The sequence below is a fragment of the Paeniglutamicibacter psychrophenolicus genome (assembly GCF_017876575.1).
In the GTDB taxonomy this organism is placed as follows: Bacteria; Actinomycetota; Actinomycetes; order Actinomycetales; family Micrococcaceae; genus Paeniglutamicibacter; species Paeniglutamicibacter psychrophenolicus.
The window spans coordinates 4,527,683-4,551,443 of record NZ_JAGIOE010000001.1; the positions used below are offsets into that span (position 1 = coordinate 4,527,683).

Sequence of the window (23,761 nt, forward strand, 5' to 3'; positions counted from 1 at the left end):
GTCATGCTGCGGCGCCGCTTTCTTTCACTCGCGGCACTTTCCATGACCGGGGCGGGCCTGGGCGGGCAGGCCGGTTGCGAGCGCACGCCACGGGCCGGCACGACCGAGTTGGCCCCGGGCGGACGTGGTTCCTTTGAGTTGGAGTTGCCCCGGCGCGTTGGTGAAGGCACCCTCACGGTCCATTTCGCCATCCCCGAGCGGCAGGCCTCGGATGCACCGATACTTATGGTGCTGCCCGGGCGGCAACGAAACGCCGGCGAATACCTGGATGACTGGCTGGACCTGGTGGACACCGCCCCCCTGGTGGTCCTGAGTCCGGAATTCCCCTCCGAGAGGTTTCCGACCGCCGCCTACAACCTCGGCGGAACACTTGACCACGACGACGAATTCACCGACCCGCAAGGCTGGACCTTCGTGGTCATCGAGGAGCTCTTTGACCACGTCATCGAGGCGTTGGGAGGAAACCAACGCGGATACGACATGTTTGGCCATTCGGCCGGGGCGCAGCTCATCCACCGCATGGTGCTGCTGCAGGAAAATGCCCGGATCCAGACAGCCGTGATCGCCAACGCCGGGTGGTACACGCTGCCGGACCCCCGCACCGACTATCCCTACGGACTCGCCGGGATCCCGACGACGAAGAAACAGTTGCGCCACGGGCTGGAGACCCGTTTGGTGGTCCTGCTGGGCTCGGATGACACCGACACCAACTCGGAATCACTGCGCAACACCCCCGAGGCCGAGGCCCAAGGCGACCACAGGTTGGAGCGCGGCCAGGTTTTCTACGAGGCCGGCCGGCGCCTGGCGAAGCGGCACGGTGCCGCTTTTGCCTGGCACCTTTTGGTTGTCCCCGGGGTCGCCCACGAGCACTCGCCCATGGCCCGGGCTGCCCGCCTCTTTTTGGCCTAGCGAACGCGGCCCAGGACCTTCCGGGCTTGCATTCACGGACACACGGGCGTTCAATACATAGAAGATCTATGTATAGGAGGAAGTATGCGCATCGACAAGGACCTGGTCGCCGCATCGGCGACCCCGCTCGTGCTGGGAATCCTCGCAGAGGGCGAGCTGCACGGCTATGCCATCATCAAAAAGGTCGGCGAGCTTTCCGGCGGAGACATGCAATGGACCGACGGGATGCTCTACCCCTTGCTGCACCGTCTCGAGCGGCTCGGCCACCTCGAGGCGAGGTGGGGCCACTCCCCCGAGACCGGGCGCCGGCGCAAGCACTACGCCATCACGCCCTCCGGACGCGAGGCCCTGGCCGAGCGGCAGGAACAGTGGAGCGTGGTGGCCAAGGCGCTGCGGCAGGTGTGGCACAACGCGCAGCTCCCGCCGGCAATGGAAACGGGGTGGGCGTGATGGAAGCGCATGAGGGGCTCGAAGCCCAGATCGATTACTGGCGCGGCTACGTCGCCCGGAGCCGGGCCATCTCACCCGCCGACCTCGACGAGCTCGAGGACCACCTGCGTGAACAAATCGCCGAACGGCGGGCCGGCGGGCTGGACGAGGACGAGTCCTTCCTGGTGGCCATCAAGCGCATGGGCAACCTGGATGCGGTTTCACGCGAATTCGCCCGGGAACACTCCGAAAGGCTGTGGAAGCAGCTGGTGCTGCTCCCCGAGGACCCCGCGGCCGCAGGCGTTCCGCCGTGGCGCGAGCTTGCCGTCGTGCTGTCACTGGCAGTGGGCGCGGGCCTGGCCCTGAAGGCCGGGCTCACCTGGCTGGGCGGGGACGAGGTGCTGTTGCGCAACGCGGGCCTGCTGGTCTTCCCGTTCCTGGCGGCCTACTTCGCGTGGAAGCGGCGGCTCACCGTGCGGCTTCTGCTCGCGTTGGCCGTTCCCTTCGCGGCGTTGGCCGTGGTGCTGAACGCCTACCCCTTCGCCGCGGAGGGTTCCACCGGGCTGCTGGCGGCATTGCACGCCCCGGTGCTCCTGTGGCTGTTGGCCGGGGTGGCCTACGTCGGTGGGCGGTGGCGAAGCGACGGGCGGCGCATGGACTTCGTGCGGTTCACCGGCGAGTTGGCCATCTACTTCACGCTGCTGGGTCTGGGCGGCGGGGTGCTCATCGGGCTCACCGCCGCGGTGCTGCAGCTGGTGGGGCTGGACCTGGAACCGGCCATGGAGGCCTGGATCCTGCCCTTCGCCATCCCCGGGGCGCTGGTCGTCGCGGCATGGCTGGTGGAGGCCAAGCAGGATGTCATCGAGAACATCGCCCCGGTGCTCACGCGCATCTTCACACCGCTGACCATCGCCATGCTGCTGGCCATGCTGGTTGTGCTCACCACCGCCGGCGGGCTCATCGATGTGGACCGCGGCCTGCTGATCCTCATGAATGCGGTGCTGGTGCTGGTGCTGTGCCTGCTGCTCTATGCGCTGTCGGCGCGCGAGCCGCTGGCTCCGGCGGGCATCTTCGATGTCCTGCAGCTGGTACTGCTGGTGTCGGCCCTGGCCGTGGACGCGGTGATGCTCACCGCCATGCTGGCGAGGATCGCCGAGTTCGGCTCCAGCCCCAACAAGATCGCCGCGCTGGGGTTGAACCTGCTGCTGCTTGTCCACCTGCTGTGGGCCGCCTGGCTTTCGGCCGGGTTCCTGCGCGGCCGGCGCCGGTTCGCGGTGCTTGAACGCTGGCAGACCAGGTACCTGCCCGTCTATGGACTCTGGGCGGCCGTGGTGGTGTTCGTTTTCCCGCCGGTCTTCACATTCGCCTAAGCCGTTCCCGTGAACCCTGCGACAGCGAGCGGACACGCAAAAGGACTGTTCCCTAGCCACTTGGGGGTTTGGCTAGGGAACAGCCCTCCTGGCCGTTCGTCCGCTCGCAAGAGGGACCGGTTTACTTGGTTGGCAGGTCCAGCGACTGGCCAACAAAAATGAGGTCGGCGCTGGGAACGACATCCTGGTTTAGCGAGTACAGGCCCTGCCAGCTGCTCAGGCCCTGGGCCTGGGCGATCTTGAACAGGGTGTCCCCGGACTTGACGGTGTAGTTCTTGCCCGAGTCCTTGACGTTGACGCTGATGACCGGGGCCTTGGCCACCGGGGCTGCGGCGCGCTTGCCGGAAGAGGCGTAGCTCTTGGCCGGAACCGACTTGGTCTTGTAGGTCTTGGCCGAGGTCGACTTGTAGGTCGAGGCCTTGGCGGACTTCTGCACGGTGGCCTGCTTCGCGGCGGGCTTGTAGGTCTTGGCGACCGAGCCCTTGCCCCCGGAGAGCCCCAGCTTGGCGGAGCATGCGGGCCATGCACCCCAACCCTGGCCTGCCTTGACGTTCTCGGCAACGCGGATCTGCTCGGCCTTGGAGGCGTTGTCGGCGCTTCCGCTGCCGCCGAATGCCTTCCAAGTGGAGTTGGTGAACTGCAGTCCGCCCTTGAAGCCGTTGCCGGTGTTGATGGACCAGTTGCCGCCGGACTCGCACTGGGCCAGCGCGTCCCAGGTGCTGGTGCTGGCTGCCGAGGCGGGTGCCACCGACATTGCCATGGCTCCCCCGGCCAAGGCGATTGCGGCGACGGTTGCTGCGCCACGGCGAATGTTTTTGGTTTTGGTGTTCTGCTGGATCATGTTTCTCCAGTGCCATCCTCCGCTTAGGTCGTCCAGGACCATCATGGCGGCGTTGTCCGGCGTCGCAATCGACGTTCGAGTGGCTACCGCCGCCATGGACAACGAGGGATACTCGGCGGTAGTGGTGACGCGTTCCGTAACCTGCTGTTATAGAAACGTTACTTAAAGACCGTACGACACCACCCCGGGGCCAAGTCAAGCCGGGAGTCCACCTTGCATTAATCAGGCCTAGTCAGGTTGGAGAAAAAATTAATCACACGCCAAAAAGCGCCCCGGGGGCCGCGCTGGCCTCCGGGGCGCCGTTACCAAAACGATATTATTAGGGGCTGACTAGTGCAGACTCGAGAACGCTGGGAAGGTCCTTGGCGCCGTCCAAAACCCAGCTGTGCGGGTGCTGCTCGAGCTCCTCGCGGCCCAGGGCGCCGGTGAGCACGCCCAGGCCCTGCACGCCTGCATGGTGGGCCGCCAGGAGGTCGACCACGGTGTCCCCGCCGGCCACGACGGCGCGCACATCCTGCACGCCGGTGGCCTCCATGACCCGGTGGATCATGTACGGCGCCGGCCGGCCCGCGGCAACCTCGTCGCTGGTGACCACGGCGTCGAGCAGCTGGCCTTCGCCGATCCCCCAGCCCAGCGTCTCCAGGATCGGCACGGCAACGTCGAGCGAAAAACCGGTGGTCAGGCCGACCTTGATGCCGCGGGCCTTGAGTGTGCGCAGCGCGTCCTCGACGCCCGGCAGGGCCACCGGCGGGTTCGCCGCGTAGCGCTCGGCCAGCAGGGCCCGGAAGTGGTCGAACTGCGCGGCAACGACCTCGGTGTCCGCCTTCACGCCGCCGAGTTCCATCAACGCGGCAATGGCCTCGGTCTTGTCCGCCCCCATCCAGGTCTGCAGGTCGGTTGCATCCACGGTGGCCCCCGTGGCCGTGACCGCATCCTCAAGGGCGCGGTAGACGATCCCGTGCTCGTTCACGGTGGTGCCGGCCATGTCCAAAACGACAAGTTCAATCATTGTTTTCATCCTCATGTTGGTGGTTCGGTTCTCAGGCGACCAGCGGGACGCGTACCAACGCGGCCCTGGATGCCCTGGTGTTTTCGATGACGAAGTTTGCAAGGTGCGGCAGGTACCGGTCATCCGAGCATTCAAGGATGCGTCCGTCGGCCGCATAGGTCAGCCGGTGCTCGCGCAGCAGTGCCGAGCCCGGCCCCACGCCAAGCAGCTCGGCGTCGGTGGCGTCCGCGCCGACCGCATCAATCACGTGCCTGCCCCGGGTCAGGTCCACGCCCCGGCTCGTCAGGTAGCCGAAGATCGAGCCGCTGTCGGTGTCGAAGCCAAAAAGGGCGTTGCCGACCTCCGCGATGAAGTTGCTGCGTTCGACCATGGTCGGTTTCCCGTCAAGGGACCGCAGCCGCAGCACCTGGATGACCGGCTCCCCGGGCCGGAGCCCCATCCTTCCCGCCAGGTCCTCGCCGGCGGGGCGCCGGGCGATTTCCACGGTCCGTTGGCCCGGTTCCCGGCCCAGCGAATGGGCCCACTCGGAAAAGGACATGAAGGTGGCAAACGACTGGGACGGCACCGGGCGGGCGACCACCGGGGGCTTTCCCCGGCCGCCGGTGACCATCCCCTCGCTGCGCAGGCTTGCCAACGCCTGGCGGACGGTTCCACGGGAAACGCCGTGCCGGGTGCAAAGCTCCGCCTCGCTGGGCAGCGGCTTGCCCTCTTTCCAATCGCCGGAAGAGATCTTCCCGCGGAAGAGGTCGCTGAGTCGCTGGTGGATGGGTTCATCGGATATTGACGGCACGTACTTGAGCATACAAGTGGAATCCGCGGCAATCCGGGGTCCTGGGTGAACTGTAAATGAACAGGTCATGAAGGAATTATCGGCCAAATGAACCGTTGGTGAACTTGTTTGGACAAGTGCCGTTCCGGCTTGATCCCAGGCACCCCGAGCGGCAAACATCAATGCCGTGAACATGATCAAAATGAATTCCGAGGCCACCGCAGAACCGGTGGCAAGCACCGACGTCCTGATCGTCGGGGCAGGCATCATTGGCCTGGCCCACGCCGCGCTGGCCCTGCAAGCGGGCCTGAGCGTCACCGTCATCGAACGCGACCACCGTGCGGTGGGAGCCTCGGTGCGCAACTTCGGCCATGCCTGCATCACCGCCCAGCACGGCGAGCTCTACGAACTGGCCCAGGCCGGCCGGAAGCACTGGCTCGACTTCGCCGCCAAGGCAGGGTTCTGGGCCATCGAGTCCGGCGCCCTGGTGGTGGCCGCGACGGAGACCGAGCTGCAGCTGCTGCGCGAATTCTCCGCCTCGCGCCCCGAGGGCCAGGTCACCATCCTGGACCCGGACACCGTGCGGGCCAGGCTCGGCCGCGAAAACACCGACGGCATCCGCGGCGGCGCCTTCCTGGCCGACGACCTGCGTGTCGACCCGCGCACCACCGTCGCCACCCTGGCCGGATGGCTCGACGCCCAGGACGACGCCGCGGTGCACTTCAACACCGCCGCCCTGGGCTTCGGCACCGGCACCTCGCGCAGGGCCCGGGTGGACACCGGCCGCGGCGCCTTCGAGGCGGACCGGGTCTTCATCTGCGTCGGCCACGACGTGGATCACCTGTTCCCGCAGATCGCCGCCGAGCACCGGATCACCCGCTGCGCCCTGCAGATGGCCGCGGCCCCGGCCCCGGAAAGCACCACCATCATCCCGGCCGTGCTCACCGCGACCTCCATGCTGCGCTACGACGCCTTCACGCAGCTGCCCTCGGCGAGCGCACTGCGCGCCCAGGTCGCCGCCGCACGCCCGGACCTGCTTGAAATCGGGGCCAACGTGATGTTCACCCAGCGCCCGGACGGCACCTTGCTGCTCGGGGACTCGCACTCCTACGACCTGGCCCAGGACCCGTTCCTGAACGAATCCACGACCCAGACGCTCCTGCAGGCCGCGGCAAAGGTGCTCGATGTCCGCTCCTTCGACACCTCCGAACGCTGGCAGGGCATCTACGCCTCCTCCGATCTCTCCCCGCTCCTGGTATGCGACATCACCGAGGCCATCACCCTGGTCTCGGTGACCAGCGGCATCGGCATGACGCTCTCCTTCGGCCTGGCCGAGGCAAACCTCGACTCCCGTCCCGTTTCCCGCCCCACCGCCTCCACCACCCGCTAAGGACCAGGCTTTCCATGAAAACCACTCGCACCCTCGCCCTGTCCCTGGCAGCCCTCGCCGCCTTCACACTGGCGGGCTGCTCCTCCACCGAGGCACCGGCCAACGCCGATTCCAACGCCTTCTGCCCCACCGGGGAACTGAAATTCGGCATCGAACCGTTCGAAGACCCCACCAAGCTCGAACCCGCCTACCAGGTCCTGGCCTCCGCCCTGGGCAAGGAACTGGACTGCAAGGTCGAGGTCCAGGTCGTGGAGGACTACGCCGCCGAGGTGCTCTCGATGCGCAACGGCAAGCTGGACATCGGCCAGTTCGGTCCCATGGGCTACGTCTTCGCCTCCACCAAGGCCAACGCCGAGCCGCTGGCGTCCTTCGGCACCTCCGACGGCTTGCTGTCCTCCTACACCGCCGGCATCTGGGTACCGAAGGACTCGGACATCCGGTCCATCGAGGACTTGCGCGGCAAGGACCTGGCCCTGGGCTCGGTCGGTTCCACCAGCGGGGACGTGCTTCCGCGCTTCGGCCTGAAAAAGGCCGGAATCGCCGAGGACGAACTGAACATGAACTTCGCCGGCGGGCACCCCGAGGCCCTGCTGGCCCTGGCCAAGGGCACCGTGGACGCGGCCCAGATCAACTCGCAGACCCTGGCCAGCGCCACCGAATCGGGCAACTTCGACCCCGCCGGATTCCGCCAGGTCTGGGAATCCGAAGCCATCCCCAACGACCCGATCACGGTCTCGGCGGACGCCGACCCTGCCTTCAAAGCCGCGGTGAAGGACGCGCTGCTGAACCTGGCCCCGGCCGACATCGAGGCCGTGGGCAAGTTCCTGGACGTCACCCCGGCCGGGCCCCTGATCGAGGTCACCAAGGAAACCTACAACCCGCTCTTCGACCTGGCCGAAACCATGGGCCTGACCGAGAAGGACATCTAATGACCACCCTGCACCTTCCACTCCCCCGGCTGGCCGAAGCCACCGCACCCGGCGAACCCATCCTTGAGGTGGAAAACCTCACCAAGTCCTTCGGCGGACGCACCGTGCTGGACGGGGTCGACTTCACCCTGGCCCGCGGCTCCGTTGTCGCCTTCCTGGGTGCCAACGGCTCGGGCAAGTCGACCACGCTCAAGTGCGTCATGGGCCTGGAGACCCCCGAGGCCGGCTCCATCAGGCTTGCCGGCATCGAGCTGTCCGCGCTGCGCGGAACCGAACTGGCCAGGGCCAGGTCCTCGGTGGCCATGGTCTTCCAGAAGATCCATCTGGTCCCGCGCCGCACGGCACTGGAAAACGTGTGCGCCGGAGCCCTGGGCAGGCTCGGCGGCCCTGCCTCCATCAGCCCGATGTTCTTCCCCCGCGAATTGAAGGAGGAGGCCATGGCGGCCCTGGCCCGCGTCGGCATGGCCGACCGCGCCCACGAGAAGGCCGGCCGGCTCTCCGGCGGGCAGGCCCAGCGTGTGGCGGTCGCCCGCGCCCTGTGCCAGCGCGCTTCCGTGCTGCTGGCAGACGAACCGGTCTCCGCCCTCGACCCGCGCGCCGCCGAGGAAGTCATGGCGCTGCTGGCCGAACTGGCCCACGAGGAAAACCTGGCAGTGGCCGCGGTGCTGCACCAGCCGGATTTGGCCCTGCGCCACGCCGACACCGTTATCGGCCTGATAGACGGCCGCATCGAATACTCCGGGCACATCTCCGGCCTGGATGCGTCCATGCAGGCCCGCCTCTACACCCCGAACCGGGCAGCGGCATGAGCGCGCCGGTCGCACGGCTCTCGGTCCCCAGGCTCCCCAACGCCGGGTGGCGGATCACCTCGATCCTCACCGCCATCGCGGTGTTCGCCGTGCTGCACGTCTTCGCGCTGCGCGGCACCGACTTCGAGGTGGCGGCACTTGTCACCGGTGCCGAGGGCATGGCCTCCTTCCTGGCCGACGCCTTCCCGCCGGACCTGGACTGGGAAGGGGTGCTCGCCCCGGCACTGAAGGCCACCACTGTGACACTGTGGATCGGGCTGCTGGGCACCACGCTCTCGATCCCCAGCGCCCTGCTGCTGGCCGTGTTCGCCTCGCGCACCACGACCCCGCACCGGGCCGTCTACCAGCTCTCCCGCGCGATCCTGTCCTTCTTCCGCGCCGTCCCCGACATCGTCTTCGCGCTGATCTTCGTCACCGCGGTGGGCCTTGGCCCCTTCGCCGGGGTGCTCGCGTTGATCTGCCACAACACCGGGGTCATGGGCAAGCTCTGGGCCGAGTCCATGGAGGAGGCCGATTCCGGCCCGCAACAGGCGCTGTCCACCGCCGGGGCCTCGCGCCTGCAGCAGGTCACCCACGCGGCCCTGCCCATGGTGCTGGGCCAGTTCGTCGGGTTGCTGCTCTACCGCTTCGACGTGAACGTGCGCTCCTCGCTGGTCCTGGGCTTGGTTGGTGCCGGCGGCATCGGGCTGCTGATCAACCAGTCCATCAAGTCCTTCCGCTTCGACGCGATGGCCACGCAGATCATCGTGGTGCTGGTGCTGATCATCTTGGTCGACCAGCTCTCCTCCTTCATCAGGCGCAAACTTGAAGTCTGAGTCAACAGCATTGATTTAGAATGGAGACCCAGTCCCAAACCCCAAAGACGGAGCGTCGTCGGTGAATCGTGGCGTTCTTGCCTCCCTTGTGGCCTCGGCGTTGTTCGCCGCCATCTTCCTGATCTCCGGGTCGCTGAGGGACATCGGGCACACCGAGGTCTACGGCTGGCGGATCGTGCTGACCCTGGCGATCATCGCCCCGGTCTACGCGCTGGTTCCCTCCCGCCGAACCCAGATGCTGGCCCTGCTCGGACGCATCAGGGCCCGGCCCTCGCTGCTGTTCTTCGGGGTCATCGCCAGTGCCCTGGTGGGCGTCCAACTCTGGCTGTTCATGTACGCACCCATGAACGGGTACGCCCTGGCAACCTCGCTGGGCTACTTCCTGCTCCCGCTGGTCATGGTCGTGGTGGGGCGGGCGGCCTTCGCCGAGCGGCTCTCCCAGGGCCAGAAGATCGCGGTGGTGCTGGCGGCTCTCGGGGTGGCGCACCAGCTGATCTTCGCCGGCGGGCTGGCCTGGCCCACGTTGCTGATTTGCCTCGGCTACCCCGTCTACTTCGCCGCCAGGCGGCGGGCACGCTTCGAATCCAATGCCGCCTTCACCCTGGAGATCCTGCTGCTGACCCCGCTGGCGCTCTGGTTCATCCTGACCGGGGACCGCGGGCCGGGGGCCGAACTGCTGCCGGTGCTCTCCATCGGCGTGCTTGGCGCCGTGGCCATGTTCCTCTACCTGGGCGCCGCCTCGCTGCTGTCCCTGTCGGTCTTCGGGTTGCTGAGCTACGTCGAACCGGTGTTGCTGCTGGTGGCCGCCGTGGCCATGGGCGAACAACTCGTTGCCCGGGACGCGTTCACCTACGCACCGATCATTCTGGCTCTGGTCCTGCTGGCCGCCGACGGATTTCGCGCCTCGCGTTCCCTGCGCTGAGGCTTCCAAGGCCGTAGGGTGGGAAAAAGCCCAAGCCAAGCCCGCCGAAAGCCGGTGATTTCCCCAGTGGAGAAGCCACAACACAAAGACTTGACGTTGCGCCGGGATTCCTGGCTCTATGCCGTGAAACGAACCGTGCGCGAGTTTTCCCGCGACGGGGCCACCGACCTGGCCGCCGCACTGACCTACTACGCGGTCCTGTCCCTGGTGCCCGGGCTGCTGGCAATGCTCTCGCTGCTCTCCCTGCTCAGCGGCGGGCCCGAGGCCCGGGACTGGATGGTGAAGGCCATCGGCACGGTCAGCACCCCCGAGATGGGAACGACCGCCAAGGAGCTGCTGACGCAACTCGGCGAGCAGACCGGGGCCGGATGGACCTTGCTGCTCGGTTTGCTCGGTGCCCTGTGGTCGGCCTCAGCGTACGTGGGCGCCTTCGGACGGGCGCTGAACCGCACCTACTCCACCACCGAGGGGCGCCCGCTGTGGAAGCTGCGGCCGCAGATGTACCTGCTGACCCTGGTGATCGTGGTCCTGGCGGTGCTCGCCCTGGCCCTGCTGGTGCTCTCCGGGCCGGTGGCCCGGGGCATCGGGGACGTGCTGGGCCTGGGCGAGGCGACGCTGCTGGCCTGGAACATCGCCAAGTGGCCGGTGCTGGTGTTGATCGCCGTATTCATGGTTGCCCTGCTCTTCCACTTCACCCCGAACATCCGGAAGCCGAAGTTCCGCTGGATCAGCGCCGGGTCCCTGGGTGCGCTGCTGGTGCTTGCCCTGGCCACCGCCGGGTTCTTCTTCTACGTGTCGTACTTCGGGAAGTACAAAAGCGCCTACGGTGCGCTGGCCGGGGTGATCGTCCTGCTGCTGTGGATCTGGCTGGCGAACATCTCCCTGCTGCTGGGCTCGGAACTGGACGCCGAGCTGGAGCGCGCCCGGGAACTTCGCCAGGGCCTGGCCGTGGAAGACGAACTGGCGTTGCCGGCCCGTGACGACACCGGGATCGCCAAGGCGCGCCTGGCCATGCTCGATGACCACCAGGACGCCCGGGCGCTGCGGATCAGGGCCGGCGGGGAGGCCCACCCCGACGTGGATCTTCCCGGACCGCGCATCCCCTGGGGACTGCTGGCCGGGACCCTGGGTGCCGTGGGCGCGTACCTTGCCGGGCGGCGGCACGGCGCGGGCCGTTGAGGACCCCTGCTCAGGAACGGCCCAGTACGTGTCGCAGCGCCGATTCCAGGTCCGGCTGCCGGAATTCGTAGCCGCTGGCCTCGACTTTTCCGCTGTCCACCAGCTGGTTGGCAAAGGCCAGCTCGGCGGCTCCCTCGCGGCCCAGCAGCAGCCGGGGCCCGAAGGCCGGGACCGGGACGCGTGCCGGGCGGCGCACCACTTTGCCCAGGACCCTGGCGTATTCGCGCCCCTGCACCGGGTTCGGCGCCACGGCGTTGAGGGGCCCGGAGACCGAATCGGTCAGCAGCGCGTGCGCGTAGATGCCCACCACGTCATCGAGCCCGATCCAGGACTGCCAGGCGTCAGCGCCCAGGGGCCCGCCCAGGCCCAGGGCGAAGAGCGGCAGCATTTGCGCCAGGATGCCTCCGGCCGGGGATTGCACCAGCCCGGTGCGCACATTGACCACCCGGACTCCGGCCGCGGCGGCCGGCGCGCAGGCCTCCTCCCAGGCCGTGCAGACTTCTGCGAGGAAGTCGGTGCCCGGTTTCGCGTCCTCGGCCAGCGGCACGGCCGGGGAGGTGCCGTGCGGGTTCGCCCCGTAGATGCCGATGGCGGAGGCAACGATGAAGCTGCGTGGCTTCCCGTCCCCTGCCAGCGACGCCAGGGCGCGGGCAAGCAGCCCGGTGCCCAGCACGCGCGAGGAGCGGATCGATTCCTTGGTTCCCTGCGTGAACCGGCCGCCGATGGTGTGCCCGGCCAGGTTCACGACCGCGTCGACCCCGCGCAAATCCTCCGGGTCCAGCACCGCGTACTCGGGATCCCAGAAGATCCTGTCCCTTCCGTCGGCGGCGGCCCGGTCGCGGACCAGCCGGATGACGCGGTGCCCGCCCCCGCCGAGCAGGGCGCAGAGCTGGGTGCCGATCATTCCCGTGGCCCCGGCCACGGCGACCACCAGGGGCCGGGCCTGGTGGCCGGCGTGGAAGGCCAGATCGGCCCGGAGCATCCGTTCGCGGTAGCGGAAGACCTGGATCAGTTCGTGCCTGAAGGCCTTCTCGCTGAGCTTGTGCGCCTGCTGCCACGGCAGCCGGTTGAGCACCGGCAGCTCGTACTCCACCACGTCGCGCATCACCGTGCCGCCGGTGGCCGGGGAGTCGTCGTCGGCGAAGAGGTGTTGGTGTTCCCAGCGGGCCAAGGGGCCCGATTCCATGATGTCGGTGAAGTCGTGCCCGGGGTTCAGGGCGATGTGCTTGGCGTGCCACGGGACTTGTGCGCGCACCCACCCGGGAAGCCCGAGGGTCCGGGCGCCGGTCTCGACGGCCGCGGCCAACGAGGTGCCCATGGTTCCGGGGGCCGCAACGTCCATGACGGCGCGCGAGCCCACGGCCAGGCCCTTGTCGGGTTCCTGCCTGATGGTTCCGGTGAAGGGTGCGGCCAGCCGGGGCAGGGCCCCGGGGCGGGCAAACCAGTCGAACACGCTCTGGCGCGGGTAGGGCAGATGCGTGGTGTATTCAAAGATTGCCATGGCCGTGCCCATCCCTTGCGTCGTGTTCGCTGCCCCCTTCCACCCACACTAGGCGAAATCCGTCTGTTCGGTCAGGCCCCGGCGGCGGGGTTCCGGCTGCGCCAAAGTGTCGGAGCCTCGTGGTTTGCTGGTGGCATCGATCCATCACCAAGGCAAGGGGGAGCGAAAATGGGTATCGGCATGCCGGCCTATCCAACCCTCATGGAACTGCGCACCGCCGGGTGGACGCTGGAACAAATAGCGAGCACCTACGGGGTCGAGGAACCAGCGATCCAGGCCGTGCTGACCTGGCATTTCCTCCACGGGGCCCCTGCGGGCCGGATACCGCCCGCCGCGACGTAGCAGGGCCTCCAGGCACCGGGATCAGATGTCGAAGGTGTCGTGGGAGACGAGCTCGTGGAGTTCGATGCGCCCGTCGGGCAGCTTCCAGTAATGCACGCGGCGGGCCGCGGCCACCCCGATCTCCACGCTCATCCGCCAACAGGTCGCCCCGTCCGTCTCCCGGATCTCCTGCGGGTCGTCTCCTCCGGGACCGGTTCGCTTGGGGTGCACCTCGCGTGCGGCCATCCGGTCCGCCCTCCCGGTCAGCAGCTGGGTCAGGGCCTTGAGGGTCTTGCCGCGCAGCGCGTCACCGTGCGCGTAGAACGAGGCGGCGAACTTCGGGCCGACGATGAATCCCGGGTCCCACGGATAGGCGGCCTTCTCGTTCGCCGGGACGCGCCGGGTCCATTCCAGGTACAGCTCGTGGCGCAATGCCGCCTCCGCGGTGGTGAACAGGTCCCGGGCGTCGGAGGCGGACGGCTCCACGGTGGTGCGCGCCTTCCGCCGGGCCATGCGGTGGTTCTGGTTCAGCGCCTCGGACTTGTTGCGCAGCAGGGTCCGCAGCCTGAGTGCCTCGGCACGGTACCGGCCCAGCTGGTCCAGCACGGAGGCCAGCTCGGGTTCCGCGTTGCCGGCTTGCTGTTGGCGCAACGCCTTCAGCTCGGATTTGAGCGCATCGATCTGCAGCAACGCCTGGCGCAGGGCCTCGCGCTGTCTTTCCGGCGTCGGGACCACCGGCAGGCCCGCCGCGGATTCGGCGGCCGGCGGTTCGGATGGTTCCGGGACATGGTCCCTGTCGATCACCAACCACGGGGTTCCGCCGCGCACCAGTGCCGGGGCCATGGCCACCGGTTCGTTGTCATCGACATCCACCAGCACGAGCTTGCGCACCCCGCCGGCATTGACCAGCCGCGCGGCAACGACCTGCCCCGGAGCCAGCAGCGAATCGACGTCGTCCAGATCGTTGGAGGAGACATCGGCGCGGTGCACCGTGATGTTCTCCCCCGGCACCGGCACCAGCACCGCCGCCTCGGGTCCGGCCTCGAGCACCAGGCACGGGATGACCTGGTTCCAGGAGTAGTGCTGCAGCAGGCGCGGGTGCAGCAGGGATTCGCGGATCAGCAGGCGCCCGGTGCCCGGTTCCAGGGCGCCGGCGAGCCGGCTGCCGGTTTCCAGCATCCAGGTCAACGGGGCGTGCGGATAGATGTCCTCGCTGTGGATCTGGGCGCTTGCGCCGTTGTCCAGGGCGATGACTGCGGTGAAGCCGTGGTTGCGGAATCCGGCGACCGCGCCGGCCACCAACACCGAGTGGCTTCCGGTGCCGGTCGAGGCTGGCCCCGGGGAGCCCACGGTGCGCACCGGGTCCGCGGCGTGCCGCCCGGGGCCGGGGGTCGGGGACGCGGAGACCACCAGCGTGCGGGGGTCGGGCAGGAAGAGCACCTCGTCGATGAGCTCGTTGCTGATCCGCTCGATCGAGTCCCCGGCGCGCACCACGTGCGGCCGCCCGGGCGCGATCCCCTGGCTGCCGGGCCCGGTGGGGTAGACGCGGGCGGCGGTCCCGAACACCTCCCACCCGTAGGGCAGGTGGTCGCGCAGCTCGTAGGTCAGCCGTCCGGTGGGAACCACGATGACCTCGGCCCAGTCCTTGACTTCCTCGTGGATCGCCCGGGCATCGAACCCGGGTGCTTCCGCCCGTGCGCTGTGGGTGATGACGACCGAATGAAGTCGTCTCGGTTGCATCAGGTGCAGGGCGAGGTCTTCCCCGGAGCGCGTCCAGCGGTGGACTCCCATCTGGATTCACCTCCCTGGCTTGGCCCGGCACCGTTCCCTCGTGCTTCCAAACCTACCGGAGCCGCGGCCCTGCAGGAATGGGCCCCCGGTGCGGGCGGGTGCCGCGAAGAAGCCCCATGGTGCCAGGGCTTTTGGCCCCTCTGGTAACCTCGGCCACATGCCTCGCACCTTTGACCTCCCGGGAGCCGGATACATGAATGGGTTTCCGGCCCCCTCGGTGATTCGCACCCGCCTTGCCGACCGCCAACGCCTGGATTTGTCCCATCTCGGGAACCTGCGCCGGGCCGCGGTGGCGATCACCGTCATGGACGCCGGAGCCACCGGCCCGAACGTGGTGATCATCAAGCGCTCGACAAGGCACGGGAATCCCGGGCAGTGGGCGCTGCCGGGGGGACGCATCGATGCCGGGGAAACCGCGCAGCATGCGGCGGTCAGGGAATTGCGGGAGGAAACCGCCCTGCGGGCCGCCGATGCCGAGGTGCTCGGGGCGCTCGATGACTTCGAGACCTCCAGCGGGCACCTGGTCACGCCGTTCGTCATCTGGCTGGGCTCGCCCCAACCGGCCGAACCCAACCCGGACGAGGTCCAGTCGATCCATCTGCTGCCGCTGTCCAGGCTCACCGGACCGGACATCCCCAGCTGGCGCGTCGACGGCGGCGGCGCCAGGTTGCTCTACCTGCCGCTGGGCGACGGGATGCGGATCCATGCCCCGACCGGGGCGTTCCTGTACCAGTTTGCCGCGGTGGCCCTCGCCGGCCGGGAGGTCCGCGTCAACGGCCTGGCGCAGCCCGGGTTCACCGCCCGTTAAGCGAGCATTGCCGCGAGCATCCAGCCGGAGAGCACGACCGAGCCGCCCACCGCCACGGTGAAGCCCATCAGCCAGAACCAGGCCGGCAGCCAGCTGCGCGTGGCCAGGATGTAGGCATCGGAGGAGGAAACCAGCTCGCGCCGCCGGGTGTGGACCCCGATCACCTTGAACAGGTCGCGCACCGACCCCACCAGCAGCATCAGACCCAGGCCGAGTACCACCCAGCCCATGGCCCGGACCGGGGTGTAGAGCACCAGCAGCTGGGCAGCCAGCGCGGAACACAACGCCACCGCGATGCCGGCCCAATTGCGCAGGAACACCAGCGACCCCAGCAGCACCAGCGCCCCGATGGACAGGGCAGCGGAAGCATGGCCGAAGTACGTCGAGGCAACCAGGCCCAGGCCGACCACGGCCGGTGCCGGGTAGCCCCAGAAGCCGCTGAACACCGCGGAGAACCCGGGCTTCCCGCTGCTGACCAGCTCCCCTGAATGGTCCAGCCGGATCTTCAGTCCATGGACAAACCGTCCGGTCAACAGCGCGGCAAAGGCGTGGCCCAATTCGTGCACGAAGGTCACATACAACCCGAAGATCCGCCAGGTGGCCCGCGGCACGGTCAGCAGCACGCACAACGCCAGCAGGCCGAGCACCGGCCAGGGCGCCAGCACCAACGGTTCGGTGCCGCCGAACCCGGCCAGCACGGCCTGCCACCACCGGTCAATGATTTCCATCCCCCAACACTATGTCGCGGTTCCCGTGCCGCTTGCATCCGGGCCGCCCGCGCCCGGGTCTCCGCACCCGGCTCACAGCAAATGCACATCTGGCATTTATATCGTTGATTTCTCAACCAACATCTGGTCCGCGATCCGAAGGGCGGCACACGTGAAGCAACTGCTGGGGCTGCTGCTTGCCCTCTGCGTCCTGCTTCCGCTGTGCCACACCCCGGCACCGGCCGCGGTGGCCGATTCATTCGCCCACGCCGGCATCTCGGCGAGCGCCGCCCCCGCGGCCGGGGCCACCCATTGCCCCACGGATGCGCCGACCAAGCAACACTGCGCCCCGAGCGCCGATCCGCAGTTGAATCTCGCCCAGATCGCCCCGCGCCCGGATGCCTCCGGGGCCTTCGGCGCGCTTCCGGCGGCCCTTGCGCCATCCTCCGGCGTTCCGCGGGCGCAGCGGGCCCGGGCCCCGGATTTGCACGCGCTGTCCATTTCACGCACGTAGAACGCGGCGTTCTTTCTCCTGCCGTCAGCGCGCCGTCTTGCGGTGCACCGCATCCTTTCTCCTAGGACCATTCATGTCCGAACCCAAAACTTCCCGTGCCCTGGTCATTGCCGTGGTGGTGCTCATGCTCGCCATGGCCACCGGCGGCTGGATCCTGGGCTCCGCCAACCCGCGCAGCGCCTTCCCCTCCGATGCCTCCCCCGAGGCCGGCTTTGCCCGCGACATGCAGACGCACCACCACCAGGCCGTGCAGCTGTCCATGATCATCCGCGAGCACTCCACCAATCCGTCGGTGCGCTCGATGGCCTACGACATCGCCCTGACCCAGCAACAGCAGTCCGGGCAGATGTACGCCTGGCTCGAGACCTGGGGGGTGCCGCAGACCGGCGAATCGATGACCTGGATGAGCGACCTGCTCACCGACGACGGCACCCATGCCGGGCACGGAACCGTTGCCCCCGACCAGGCGCACACCATGGCCTCGATGGGCATGGCCAGTGCGGCCGACATCGACAAGCTCACCGCCGCGCGCGGGACCGGGGCCGACCGCCGGTTCCTGACCCTGATGATCGCCCACCACAAAGGTGGGGTCGAGATGGCGCAGGCCTACCTGCAACGCGGAAACGATCCGATGGTCACCGCGTTCGCCGACAAAATCGTCATGACCCAACAGGCCGAGATCTCGGCCCTGACCCAGCTGCTTGCGCAGCTGAGCTAAAGGATTCCACTCCCATGAACAAGCGCCAAGAAGCCCAAGAAGTCCTTGCCAAGGCCCAGGCCAAGGAAAAACGCACCAAGATCCTCACCGTTGCGCTGGTCGCCGCCGCCGCCCTGGCCATCATCGTTCCCACCGCGGTGGTGCTCAGCGGTGCCGCCCAGGAGAAATCGGCCGTCGCCGCGGCCGCCGCCGCCCCCATCGAGGGTGTGAAGGACTACAAGGTCCCCTCGGCCAACCACGTCGATGCCAAGGTGACCTACGCGCAGAAGCCCGGCGTCGGCGGGGACCACAACCCCGTCTGGCTCAACTGCGGCATCTATGAAAAGCCGGTTCCGGAAAACAACGCCGTGCATTCCCTGGAGCACGGTGCGGTGTGGATCAGCTACGACGGGATTTCCGATGCGGAGCTGGCCGTGCTGAAGCAGGACGTGGGAGAAAAGACCTACATGCTCCTGACCCCGTACCCGGACCAGGGCGCCAAGATCAAGCTCACCGCCTGGGGCGAGCAGCTCAGCGTGGATGCCGCCGACGACCCGCGCATCGCCGCATTCGTCAAGAAGTACCGCCAGGGTCCCCAGACCCCGGAACCCGGTGCACCGTGCACCGGCGGCGTCGGCCTCTAAGCTGGAGGAAAAGGAATTAAGGAGAACACCGAACCATGTCACTGCTTCCCTCCGTACTTGCCGGAACCGGACTCATCGGCGGCTTCGCCACCGCCCGCACCACCAAGAACCGCCCCGCCGGCGGAGCCGTGCTCGCCATCGCGGGAACCGGCGCATTCCTGGCCTGGAAGGCCAACGTCGGGGCACCCCGGGCCGCCGCGCTGACCGGGCTCTACCTGGCCGCCTTCGGCGCCTCGCACCCGCTGGCCAAGAAGATCGGTGCGTGGCCGGCGGTCAACGCCGTCACCGCCGCGGTCGTGCTCGCCTCCCTGGTGGCGGGGCGCCGCAAGTAGTTTCACAATCAGTGGTTTTGCCTCCCCGCGCTGGTAGCTTTGGCGGCGGGGAAGCAATCCCCGCCCCACCATCCAAGACAGGTAACAGGCCCCATGCAGTCGTTCAATATCCCCGTCCTCTCCACGCTGCCGTGGGACGTGCAACCGGCGGTGCTCCTGTGCGACAGGCACCCCGGGGACGCGATCGCCTTCACGGTCATCGATGCGGACCTGGGCTCGGTGGACCTTGACTACGCGACGCTGAAACTGCGCTCCGAGCAGGCCGCGGCGCTCTTTGCCTCCCGCGGCATCAAGCCCGGGGACCGCGTGGCCACGCTGATGGGCAAGAGCGCCGAACTGCTCTACACGCTGCTGGGGCTGTGGCGGCTGGGCGCCGTGCACGTGCCGCTGTTCACCGCCTTCGCCACGCCCGCCATCGAGGTCCGGGTTGCCGGGGCCGATGCCAAGCTCATCGTCGCCGACGCCGCCCAGGCGCCCAAGCTCGCATCCCTGGCCTACCCGGTGCTGGGCACCGAGGAGCTGGTGGAGCTGCTCGAGGCGCAGCCGTCCGGCTTCGCACCGGCGACCCGGTCGCTGGATGACCCGCTGGTGGAGATCTTCACCTCCGGGACCACCGGAACCCCGAAGGGGGTTGCCGTTCCGGTGCGCGCGTTGGAGGCCTTCGACACCTACTTCCGCTACGGCCTGGACGTCGCGGCCGAGGACGTCTTCTGGAACGTGGCCGATCCCGGCTGGGCCTACGGGCTGTACTACGGGATCCTCGCCCCGCTCTACGCCGGGAAGCGGAACCTGCTGCTGTCCACCGGGTTCAGCGCCGAGGCCTGCTGGGCGGTGCTGGAAAAGTTCAACGTCACCAACTTCGCCGCAGCCCCCACCATCGTGCGCTCCCTGCGCGCCGCCAAGCCCGAGGGGGTTCCCGGGCTCACGCTCGCCAAGGCCTCCTCGGCCGGCGAACCGCTCGATGCCACCACCATCGCCTGGGCCCAGGGTGTGCTCGGGGTCCCGGTGCGCGACCACTACGGGCAGACCGAGATGGGCATGTGCATCGTCAACGGCTGGGCCCCGGAGGTCATCGATACGGTCAAGGCCGGATCCATGGGCCGGCCCATGCCCGGATACTCGGCCTGCGTGTTGCACCCCGAGAACGACGAATGCGCGCCGGCCGGAACCCGCGGACGGGTCGCGCTGAACGTCGCCGGATCCCCGATGCTCTGGTTCAACGGATACACCGGGGACCCGGCACGCACCGCCGAACGCTACTCCGCCGACGGACGCTGGTACCTCACCGGGGACGCCGGGACCATGGACGAAGACGGCTACATCTTCTTCTCCTCGCGCGACGACGACGTGATCATCATGGCCGGCTACCGGATCGGCCCGTTCGAGGTCGAGTCGGTGCTGGCCGAACACCCGCTGGTGCTCGAATCCGCCGTCATCGGGATCCCCGACGAGCTGCGCGGCGAGGTGCTGGTGGCCCACGTGGTGCTCAAGGACGGGGCCACCGGCAGCGACCAGCTCACCGCCGAGCTGCAATCCCTGGTCAAGACCCGCTACGCGGCCCACGCCTACCCGCGCAAGATCACCTACGCCGCCGAGCTGCCCAAGACCCCCTCGGGGAAACTGCAGCGCTTCATCCTGCGCGAACGGGAATCGTTGCAGGATTGAGTCCGTGCCGCCCGTTCCCGTGCACGGTGGACCCTTAGGCTTAAAGGCCAGGAAGGGGGCAATACCTTGGGAACCCGCAAACCCCTGCTCATACTCGCCATCGTGTCCGTCATTGCCGGCCTGCTCGGCTTCTCCGGAGGCCCGCGCGCCGATGAACCGGTGCCGCAGGCCTTTGCCCTGCCCGCCGGCGGGGTCCAGGTGAGGTTCATGGTCGCCGGGGACTCGATCACCGCCGCCGGCAGCCACACGGTTGCCGACGGGCACGTCGGGGAGGCCTCCTGGATCAACTACGTGAACACGCCCGGGGCACCCCCGGCCCTGGCCTGGACCGGCGGGTGGGCCCTGGGCGGGGCCCAGACCGGGGACATGGCCGCGGCCCTGCGCCACGGCAGCGCCGACGCGCTGGTGATCCTGGCCGGAACCAACGACCTGGCCCGCCACACCACACGCGAGCGGACCGCGGCGAACCTCATCCGGATCTCGCAGATCGTCCAGGCCCCGGTGGTCCTGCTCTCCAGCGTCCCGCCGCGCGACGACGCGGTGGACGCCACCGTGGACTACAACGGCTTCCTGCAATCCCTGGCCGCCGAGCGCGGGTGGATCTTCGTGGACGCCGCCGCCGGGCTGCGCAGCGATGCCAACACCTTTGCCGCCGGGCTCAGCGACGACGGGGTGCACCCCAACGTGGAAGGCGCCAGGATCCTGGGCGCGGCCATCGGCCAGGCGCTGGGCACGAAACCCGTCGTAGCAATCGCCGACACCTCGGGGGCCGAGCCCCTAGGCTAGGAGCCATGCGCTCCCCCATCGACAGCTACCTCGCCGACCTGCACGCCGATCTGCTTGGTCTTTCCTCCGGTGCCCCGTACCAGGGCATCCCGGCGATGAAGGATGCGGACAACACGAAGTTCGCCATCGCCATGGCCACCGTCGACGGGCACGTCTACCAGGTCGGGGACGCCGAGCTGGAATTCTCCATCCAATCCATCTCCAAGCCCTTCTCCTACGCGCTGGCCCTGGATGACATCGGGCTGGACGCGGTGGATGAGAAGCTCGACGTGGAACCCAGCGGGGACGCGTTCAACGAGATCTCCCTGTCCCGGGACACCGGGCGCCCGGCCAACGCCATGATCAATGCCGGGGCCATCGCCACGATCTCGCTGATCCGCGATGCCGACGCCCCGCGCTTCGAGCGCATCCTGGCGCACTACTCCGCGGCCGCCGGGCGGCAGCTGGAACTGAGCGATTCGATCTACGCCTCCGAGGCGCTGACCGGGCACCGCAACCGCGCCCTGGCCTACCTGCTGCGCTCCTTCGACATCATCGAGACCGACCCGACCCCGGTGCTCGAGGACTACTTCCGTGCCTGCTCGGTCATGGTCAATGCCCGGGACCTGGCCCTGATGGCCGCGACCCTGGCCAACGGCGGCACCCAGCCGGCCACCGGGGTGCAGGTCATGGGCAAGGAAGCGGTGCAGCGCACGCTGTCGGTCATGACCACCTGCGGGATGTACGACGACGCCGGGGCCTGGATCTCCGCGGTGGGCCTGCCTGCCAAGTCCGGGGTCGGCGGCGGGCTGATCGCGGTGCTGCCGGGCCAGCTGGGCCTGGCCATCTATTCCCCGGCGCTGGACCCGCACGGGTCCTCGGTGCGCGGGGTCGCGGCCAGCGAGCGGATCAGCGCCGACATGGGCCTGCACTTCGTGCGGGCCGCCCGCCTGGGCCGCTCGGCGATCCGCGAGAACTACGACATCACCCGCCTGCCCTCCCACATCCGCCACAGCGAGGCCGCCACGAAGCTGCTGGCGCAATACGGCGAGCGGGCCCGCATCATCGAATTGGCCGGGGACCTGCTCTTTGCCGGCACCGAGTCCATGGTCCGGGAGGTCAGCGAGCTCGATGCCTGCGTCGAACTGGTGGTCCTGGACCTGCGCCGGGTCGACGAGGTGGACAAGATCGCGGTGCAGATGATCCACCAGCTGCAACGCGAACTGGCCGCCGAATCCCGCACGCTGGCACTGGTGCAGGAGATTCCCTTCGAACCGTTGGCGTCCCTGCGCTCATTCCCCAGCCGCAACGACGCGGTGGAATGGGCCCAGGCCACGCTGCTGGCCCGCCACGGCACCGCTGACATGGTCCCCGAGACGGTGGCGGTGCGCGACTTCGCGGCGCTGGCCCCGTTGGACGGCGCCGATATCGCGCTGCTCGAATCCCTGATGGAGGAGAGCCGGATCGAGGACGGCCGGATCATCCGCCGCCCGGGCGAGGAATTCGGCGGCGTCTACTTCATCCTGGGCGGCAAGGTGGCCACCTCGACCCTCCAGGGGGGCCGGGCCGTGCGGCAGGCCACGCTCTCGGCCGGCATGACCTTCGGGGAGATCGCCCTGGGCGGCGAGGGTGAGCAGACCACCCGGGTCACCGCGGTGGGCAGGGCGCACCTGAAGGTGCTCTCTGCCGCGTCCATCGCCCGTCTGGAGACCGAAAACCCGGGTGCGGCGCTGCGCTTCTGGAAGGCCATTGCACGCGATGCCTACACCCGGGTCGAGGAGAACATCAAGGACTCCAGCTATCCCCTGCACTGATCGCCCGGGCCCCACGGACCGCTTCGCCCACGCGGGCGGGTTCGTGGCGTATCGGCAGGGGACGGGGCAGGGCGATCGGTTCGGTCCAACCCGCAGGCACGATCTAGGCTGGGAGGCATGAGCCAGGAACTGAACATCCCGTGGGGCGATTCAACCCTCAGCGCGTTGCTTGACGAGGCCGAGAGCCCCCGTGCCTTCCTGGTCCTCGCCCACGGTTCCGGGGCAGGCAAGGACCACGACTTCCTCTCCGGCTATGCCCGGGCAGTGGCCAACAAGGGCGTCTCGGTGCTGCGGTTCAACTTCCCGTACATGGATGCGGGCAAGAAGTTTCCGGACCGTGCACCCGTTGCGGTCGAGGTGTGGAAGCAGGTGCGCGAATGGGTCGGCTCGAACCTGTCCGGGGAACTTCCGGTGTTCGCCGCCGGCAAGTCCTTTGGCGGCCGCATGGCATCCCTGGCCGTAGCCGAAGGCATGGACGCCCGGTCCCTGGTCTTCCTGGGCTACCCCTTGCATGCCCCGAAGAAGGAAGAAAAGCTGCGCGACGAACACCTCTACCCGTTGGCGGTGCCGATGCTTTTTCTCGAAGGCACCCGCGATCCGTTCGCGAACCGGGACATCATGACCCGCGTTTTCTCCAACCTCAACCAGGACAGCGAACTTCTCTGGTTCGAGGGCGGCGACCACTCCTTCAAGGTTGCCCGCTCCGGACGCACTGTTTCGCAGGACGGTGCCGGGCTCGCCGATGCCACCGCGGACTTCATCGGCAGGCAGCTGGCCAGGGACTGAACACCGCGTCCCACCCGTCCCCGGGCCGGCCGTCGTCCCCGGCAG

At 68.4% G+C, this 23,761-nt stretch carries 25 protein-coding genes; 19 read left to right on the forward strand and 6 right to left on the reverse strand.

Going from position 1 to position 23,761, the window contains the following annotated elements:
- The first annotated feature begins 3 nt into the window (after nucleotides 1–3).
- The 3 genes from JOF46_RS20345 (at nucleotide 4) to JOF46_RS20355 (ending at nucleotide 2,708) form a co-directional block, all read left to right on the forward strand.
- On the forward strand, nucleotides 4–909 hold the full coding sequence (locus tag JOF46_RS20345; protein ID WP_209910750.1) for a hypothetical protein: 906 nt from the start codon (nucleotides 4–6) through the stop codon (nucleotides 907–909).
- 84 nt (nucleotides 910–993) lie between these two features.
- Nucleotides 994–1,359 carry a PadR family transcriptional regulator gene (locus JOF46_RS20350; protein WP_209910752.1) on the forward strand — a complete coding sequence of 122 codons (366 nt, stop codon included), beginning with the start codon at nucleotides 994–996 and terminating at the stop codon, nucleotides 1,357–1,359.
- Complete coding sequence (locus JOF46_RS20355) at nucleotides 1,359–2,708, forward strand: permease prefix domain 1-containing protein (RefSeq protein ID WP_209912093.1); 1,350 nt, start codon at nucleotides 1,359–1,361, stop codon at nucleotides 2,706–2,708. Before JOF46_RS20350 ends, JOF46_RS20355 begins: the two co-directional genes overlap by 1 nt.
- Before the next feature lie 121 nt (nucleotides 2,709–2,829).
- Here the strand turns inward: JOF46_RS20355 and JOF46_RS20360 are convergent, their stop codons facing one another.
- From JOF46_RS20360 to JOF46_RS20370, 3 genes are all read right to left on the reverse strand, one after another.
- A complete protein-coding gene (locus tag JOF46_RS20360; protein ID WP_209910755.1) occupies nucleotides 2,830–3,549 on the reverse strand; it encodes a transglycosylase family protein in 720 nt (239 codons plus the stop codon).
- A 319-nt stretch (nucleotides 3,550–3,868) separates the two neighbouring features.
- Nucleotides 3,869–4,558, reverse strand: coding sequence for a phosphonatase-like hydrolase (locus JOF46_RS20365; RefSeq protein ID WP_209910758.1), 690 nt, complete (start codon nucleotides 4,556–4,558; stop codon nucleotides 3,869–3,871).
- A 31-nt stretch (nucleotides 4,559–4,589) separates the two neighbouring features.
- The gene (locus JOF46_RS20370; protein ID WP_209910761.1) at nucleotides 4,590–5,348 is read right to left on the reverse strand and encodes a GntR family transcriptional regulator; all 759 of its coding nucleotides are present in this window, start codon (nucleotides 5,346–5,348) and stop codon (nucleotides 4,590–4,592) included.
- A 172-nt stretch (nucleotides 5,349–5,520) separates the two neighbouring features.
- Between JOF46_RS20370 and JOF46_RS20375 the strand changes: the two genes are divergently transcribed.
- From JOF46_RS20375 to JOF46_RS20400, 6 genes are all read left to right on the forward strand, one after another.
- On the forward strand, nucleotides 5,521–6,717 hold the full coding sequence (locus tag JOF46_RS20375) for a TIGR03364 family FAD-dependent oxidoreductase (protein ID WP_245348741.1): 1,197 nt from the start codon (nucleotides 5,521–5,523) through the stop codon (nucleotides 6,715–6,717).
- A gap of 14 nt (nucleotides 6,718–6,731) precedes the next feature.
- A complete protein-coding gene (locus JOF46_RS20380; protein ID WP_209910764.1) occupies nucleotides 6,732–7,646 on the forward strand; it encodes a phosphate/phosphite/phosphonate ABC transporter substrate-binding protein in 915 nt (304 codons plus the stop codon).
- A complete protein-coding gene (locus tag JOF46_RS20385; RefSeq protein ID WP_209910766.1) occupies nucleotides 7,646–8,455 on the forward strand; it encodes a phosphonate ABC transporter ATP-binding protein in 810 nt (269 codons plus the stop codon). Before JOF46_RS20380 ends, JOF46_RS20385 begins: the two co-directional genes overlap by 1 nt.
- The gene (gene phnE, locus JOF46_RS20390; RefSeq protein ID WP_209910769.1) at nucleotides 8,452–9,270 is read left to right on the forward strand and encodes a phosphonate ABC transporter, permease protein PhnE; all 819 of its coding nucleotides are present in this window, start codon (nucleotides 8,452–8,454) and stop codon (nucleotides 9,268–9,270) included. Before JOF46_RS20385 ends, phnE begins: the two co-directional genes overlap by 4 nt.
- A 61-nt stretch (nucleotides 9,271–9,331) precedes the next feature.
- The gene (rarD, locus tag JOF46_RS20395; RefSeq protein ID WP_209910772.1) at nucleotides 9,332–10,192 is read left to right on the forward strand and encodes an EamA family transporter RarD; all 861 of its coding nucleotides are present in this window, start codon (nucleotides 9,332–9,334) and stop codon (nucleotides 10,190–10,192) included.
- 66 nt (nucleotides 10,193–10,258) lie between these two features.
- Nucleotides 10,259–11,371 carry a YihY/virulence factor BrkB family protein gene (locus tag JOF46_RS20400; RefSeq protein ID WP_209910776.1) on the forward strand — a complete coding sequence of 371 codons (1,113 nt, stop codon included), beginning with the start codon at nucleotides 10,259–10,261 and terminating at the stop codon, nucleotides 11,369–11,371.
- 10 nt (nucleotides 11,372–11,381) lie between these two features.
- Here JOF46_RS20400 and JOF46_RS20405 read toward each other — a convergent pair whose 3' ends face one another.
- Nucleotides 11,382–12,872 (reverse strand): TIGR01777 family oxidoreductase, encoded by a 1,491-nt coding sequence (locus JOF46_RS20405; RefSeq protein WP_209910779.1) that lies wholly within the window; start codon nucleotides 12,870–12,872, stop codon nucleotides 11,382–11,384.
- A gap of 168 nt (nucleotides 12,873–13,040) precedes the next feature.
- Here JOF46_RS20405 and JOF46_RS20410 point away from each other — a divergent pair, with 168 nt between their 5' ends.
- The gene (locus tag JOF46_RS20410) at nucleotides 13,041–13,214 is read left to right on the forward strand and encodes a hypothetical protein (protein WP_209910782.1); all 174 of its coding nucleotides are present in this window, start codon (nucleotides 13,041–13,043) and stop codon (nucleotides 13,212–13,214) included.
- Between the two features lie 21 nt (nucleotides 13,215–13,235).
- On the opposite strand, the gene JOF46_RS20415 is transcribed toward JOF46_RS20410, so the two are convergent.
- Nucleotides 13,236–14,984, reverse strand: a complete 1,749-nt coding sequence (locus JOF46_RS20415) for a hypothetical protein (protein WP_209910785.1) — start codon at nucleotides 14,982–14,984, stop codon at nucleotides 13,236–13,238.
- Nucleotides 14,985–15,177: 193 nt separating this feature from the next.
- Between JOF46_RS20415 and JOF46_RS20420 the strand changes: the two genes are divergently transcribed.
- Entirely contained in the window at nucleotides 15,178–15,792 is a 615-nt protein-coding gene (locus JOF46_RS20420; RefSeq protein ID WP_209910787.1) for an NUDIX hydrolase, read from the forward strand.
- Here JOF46_RS20420 and JOF46_RS20425 read toward each other — a convergent pair.
- Nucleotides 15,789–16,520, reverse strand: coding sequence for a M50 family metallopeptidase (locus JOF46_RS20425; protein ID WP_209910790.1), 732 nt, complete (start codon nucleotides 16,518–16,520; stop codon nucleotides 15,789–15,791). The genes JOF46_RS20420 and JOF46_RS20425 overlap by 4 nt on opposite strands.
- Before the next feature lie 151 nt (nucleotides 16,521–16,671).
- On the opposite strand from JOF46_RS20425, the gene JOF46_RS20430 reads away from it, so the two are divergent.
- From JOF46_RS20430 to JOF46_RS20465, 8 genes are all read left to right on the forward strand, one after another.
- A complete protein-coding gene (locus tag JOF46_RS20430; protein WP_209910792.1) occupies nucleotides 16,672–17,013 on the forward strand; it encodes a hypothetical protein in 342 nt (113 codons plus the stop codon).
- Between the two features lie 73 nt (nucleotides 17,014–17,086).
- A complete protein-coding gene (locus tag JOF46_RS20435) occupies nucleotides 17,087–17,731 on the forward strand; it encodes a DUF305 domain-containing protein (RefSeq protein ID WP_209910794.1) in 645 nt (214 codons plus the stop codon).
- A 14-nt stretch (nucleotides 17,732–17,745) separates the two neighbouring features.
- A complete protein-coding gene (locus JOF46_RS20440; RefSeq protein WP_209910797.1) occupies nucleotides 17,746–18,354 on the forward strand; it encodes a thioredoxin-like domain-containing protein in 609 nt (202 codons plus the stop codon).
- 35 nt (nucleotides 18,355–18,389) lie between these two features.
- Nucleotides 18,390–18,686, forward strand: coding sequence for a hypothetical protein (locus JOF46_RS20445; RefSeq protein ID WP_209910800.1), 297 nt, complete (start codon nucleotides 18,390–18,392; stop codon nucleotides 18,684–18,686).
- Nucleotides 18,687–18,779: 93 nt separating this feature from the next.
- A complete protein-coding gene (locus JOF46_RS20450; RefSeq protein WP_209910803.1) occupies nucleotides 18,780–20,351 on the forward strand; it encodes an AMP-binding protein in 1,572 nt (523 codons plus the stop codon).
- 66 nt (nucleotides 20,352–20,417) lie between these two features.
- Nucleotides 20,418–21,137, forward strand: a complete 720-nt coding sequence (locus tag JOF46_RS20455) for an SGNH/GDSL hydrolase family protein (RefSeq protein ID WP_209910806.1) — start codon at nucleotides 20,418–20,420, stop codon at nucleotides 21,135–21,137.
- Nucleotides 21,138–21,142: 5 nt separating this feature from the next.
- On the forward strand, nucleotides 21,143–22,930 hold the full coding sequence (gene glsA, locus JOF46_RS20460) for a glutaminase A (RefSeq protein WP_209910808.1): 1,788 nt from the start codon (nucleotides 21,143–21,145) through the stop codon (nucleotides 22,928–22,930).
- Nucleotides 22,931–23,047: 117 nt separating this feature from the next.
- Nucleotides 23,048–23,716: an alpha/beta hydrolase family protein gene (locus JOF46_RS20465; protein WP_209910811.1), complete on the forward strand. Its 669-nt coding sequence runs from the start codon at nucleotides 23,048–23,050 to the stop codon at nucleotides 23,714–23,716.
- The last annotated feature ends 45 nt before the right edge of the window (nucleotides 23,717–23,761 follow it).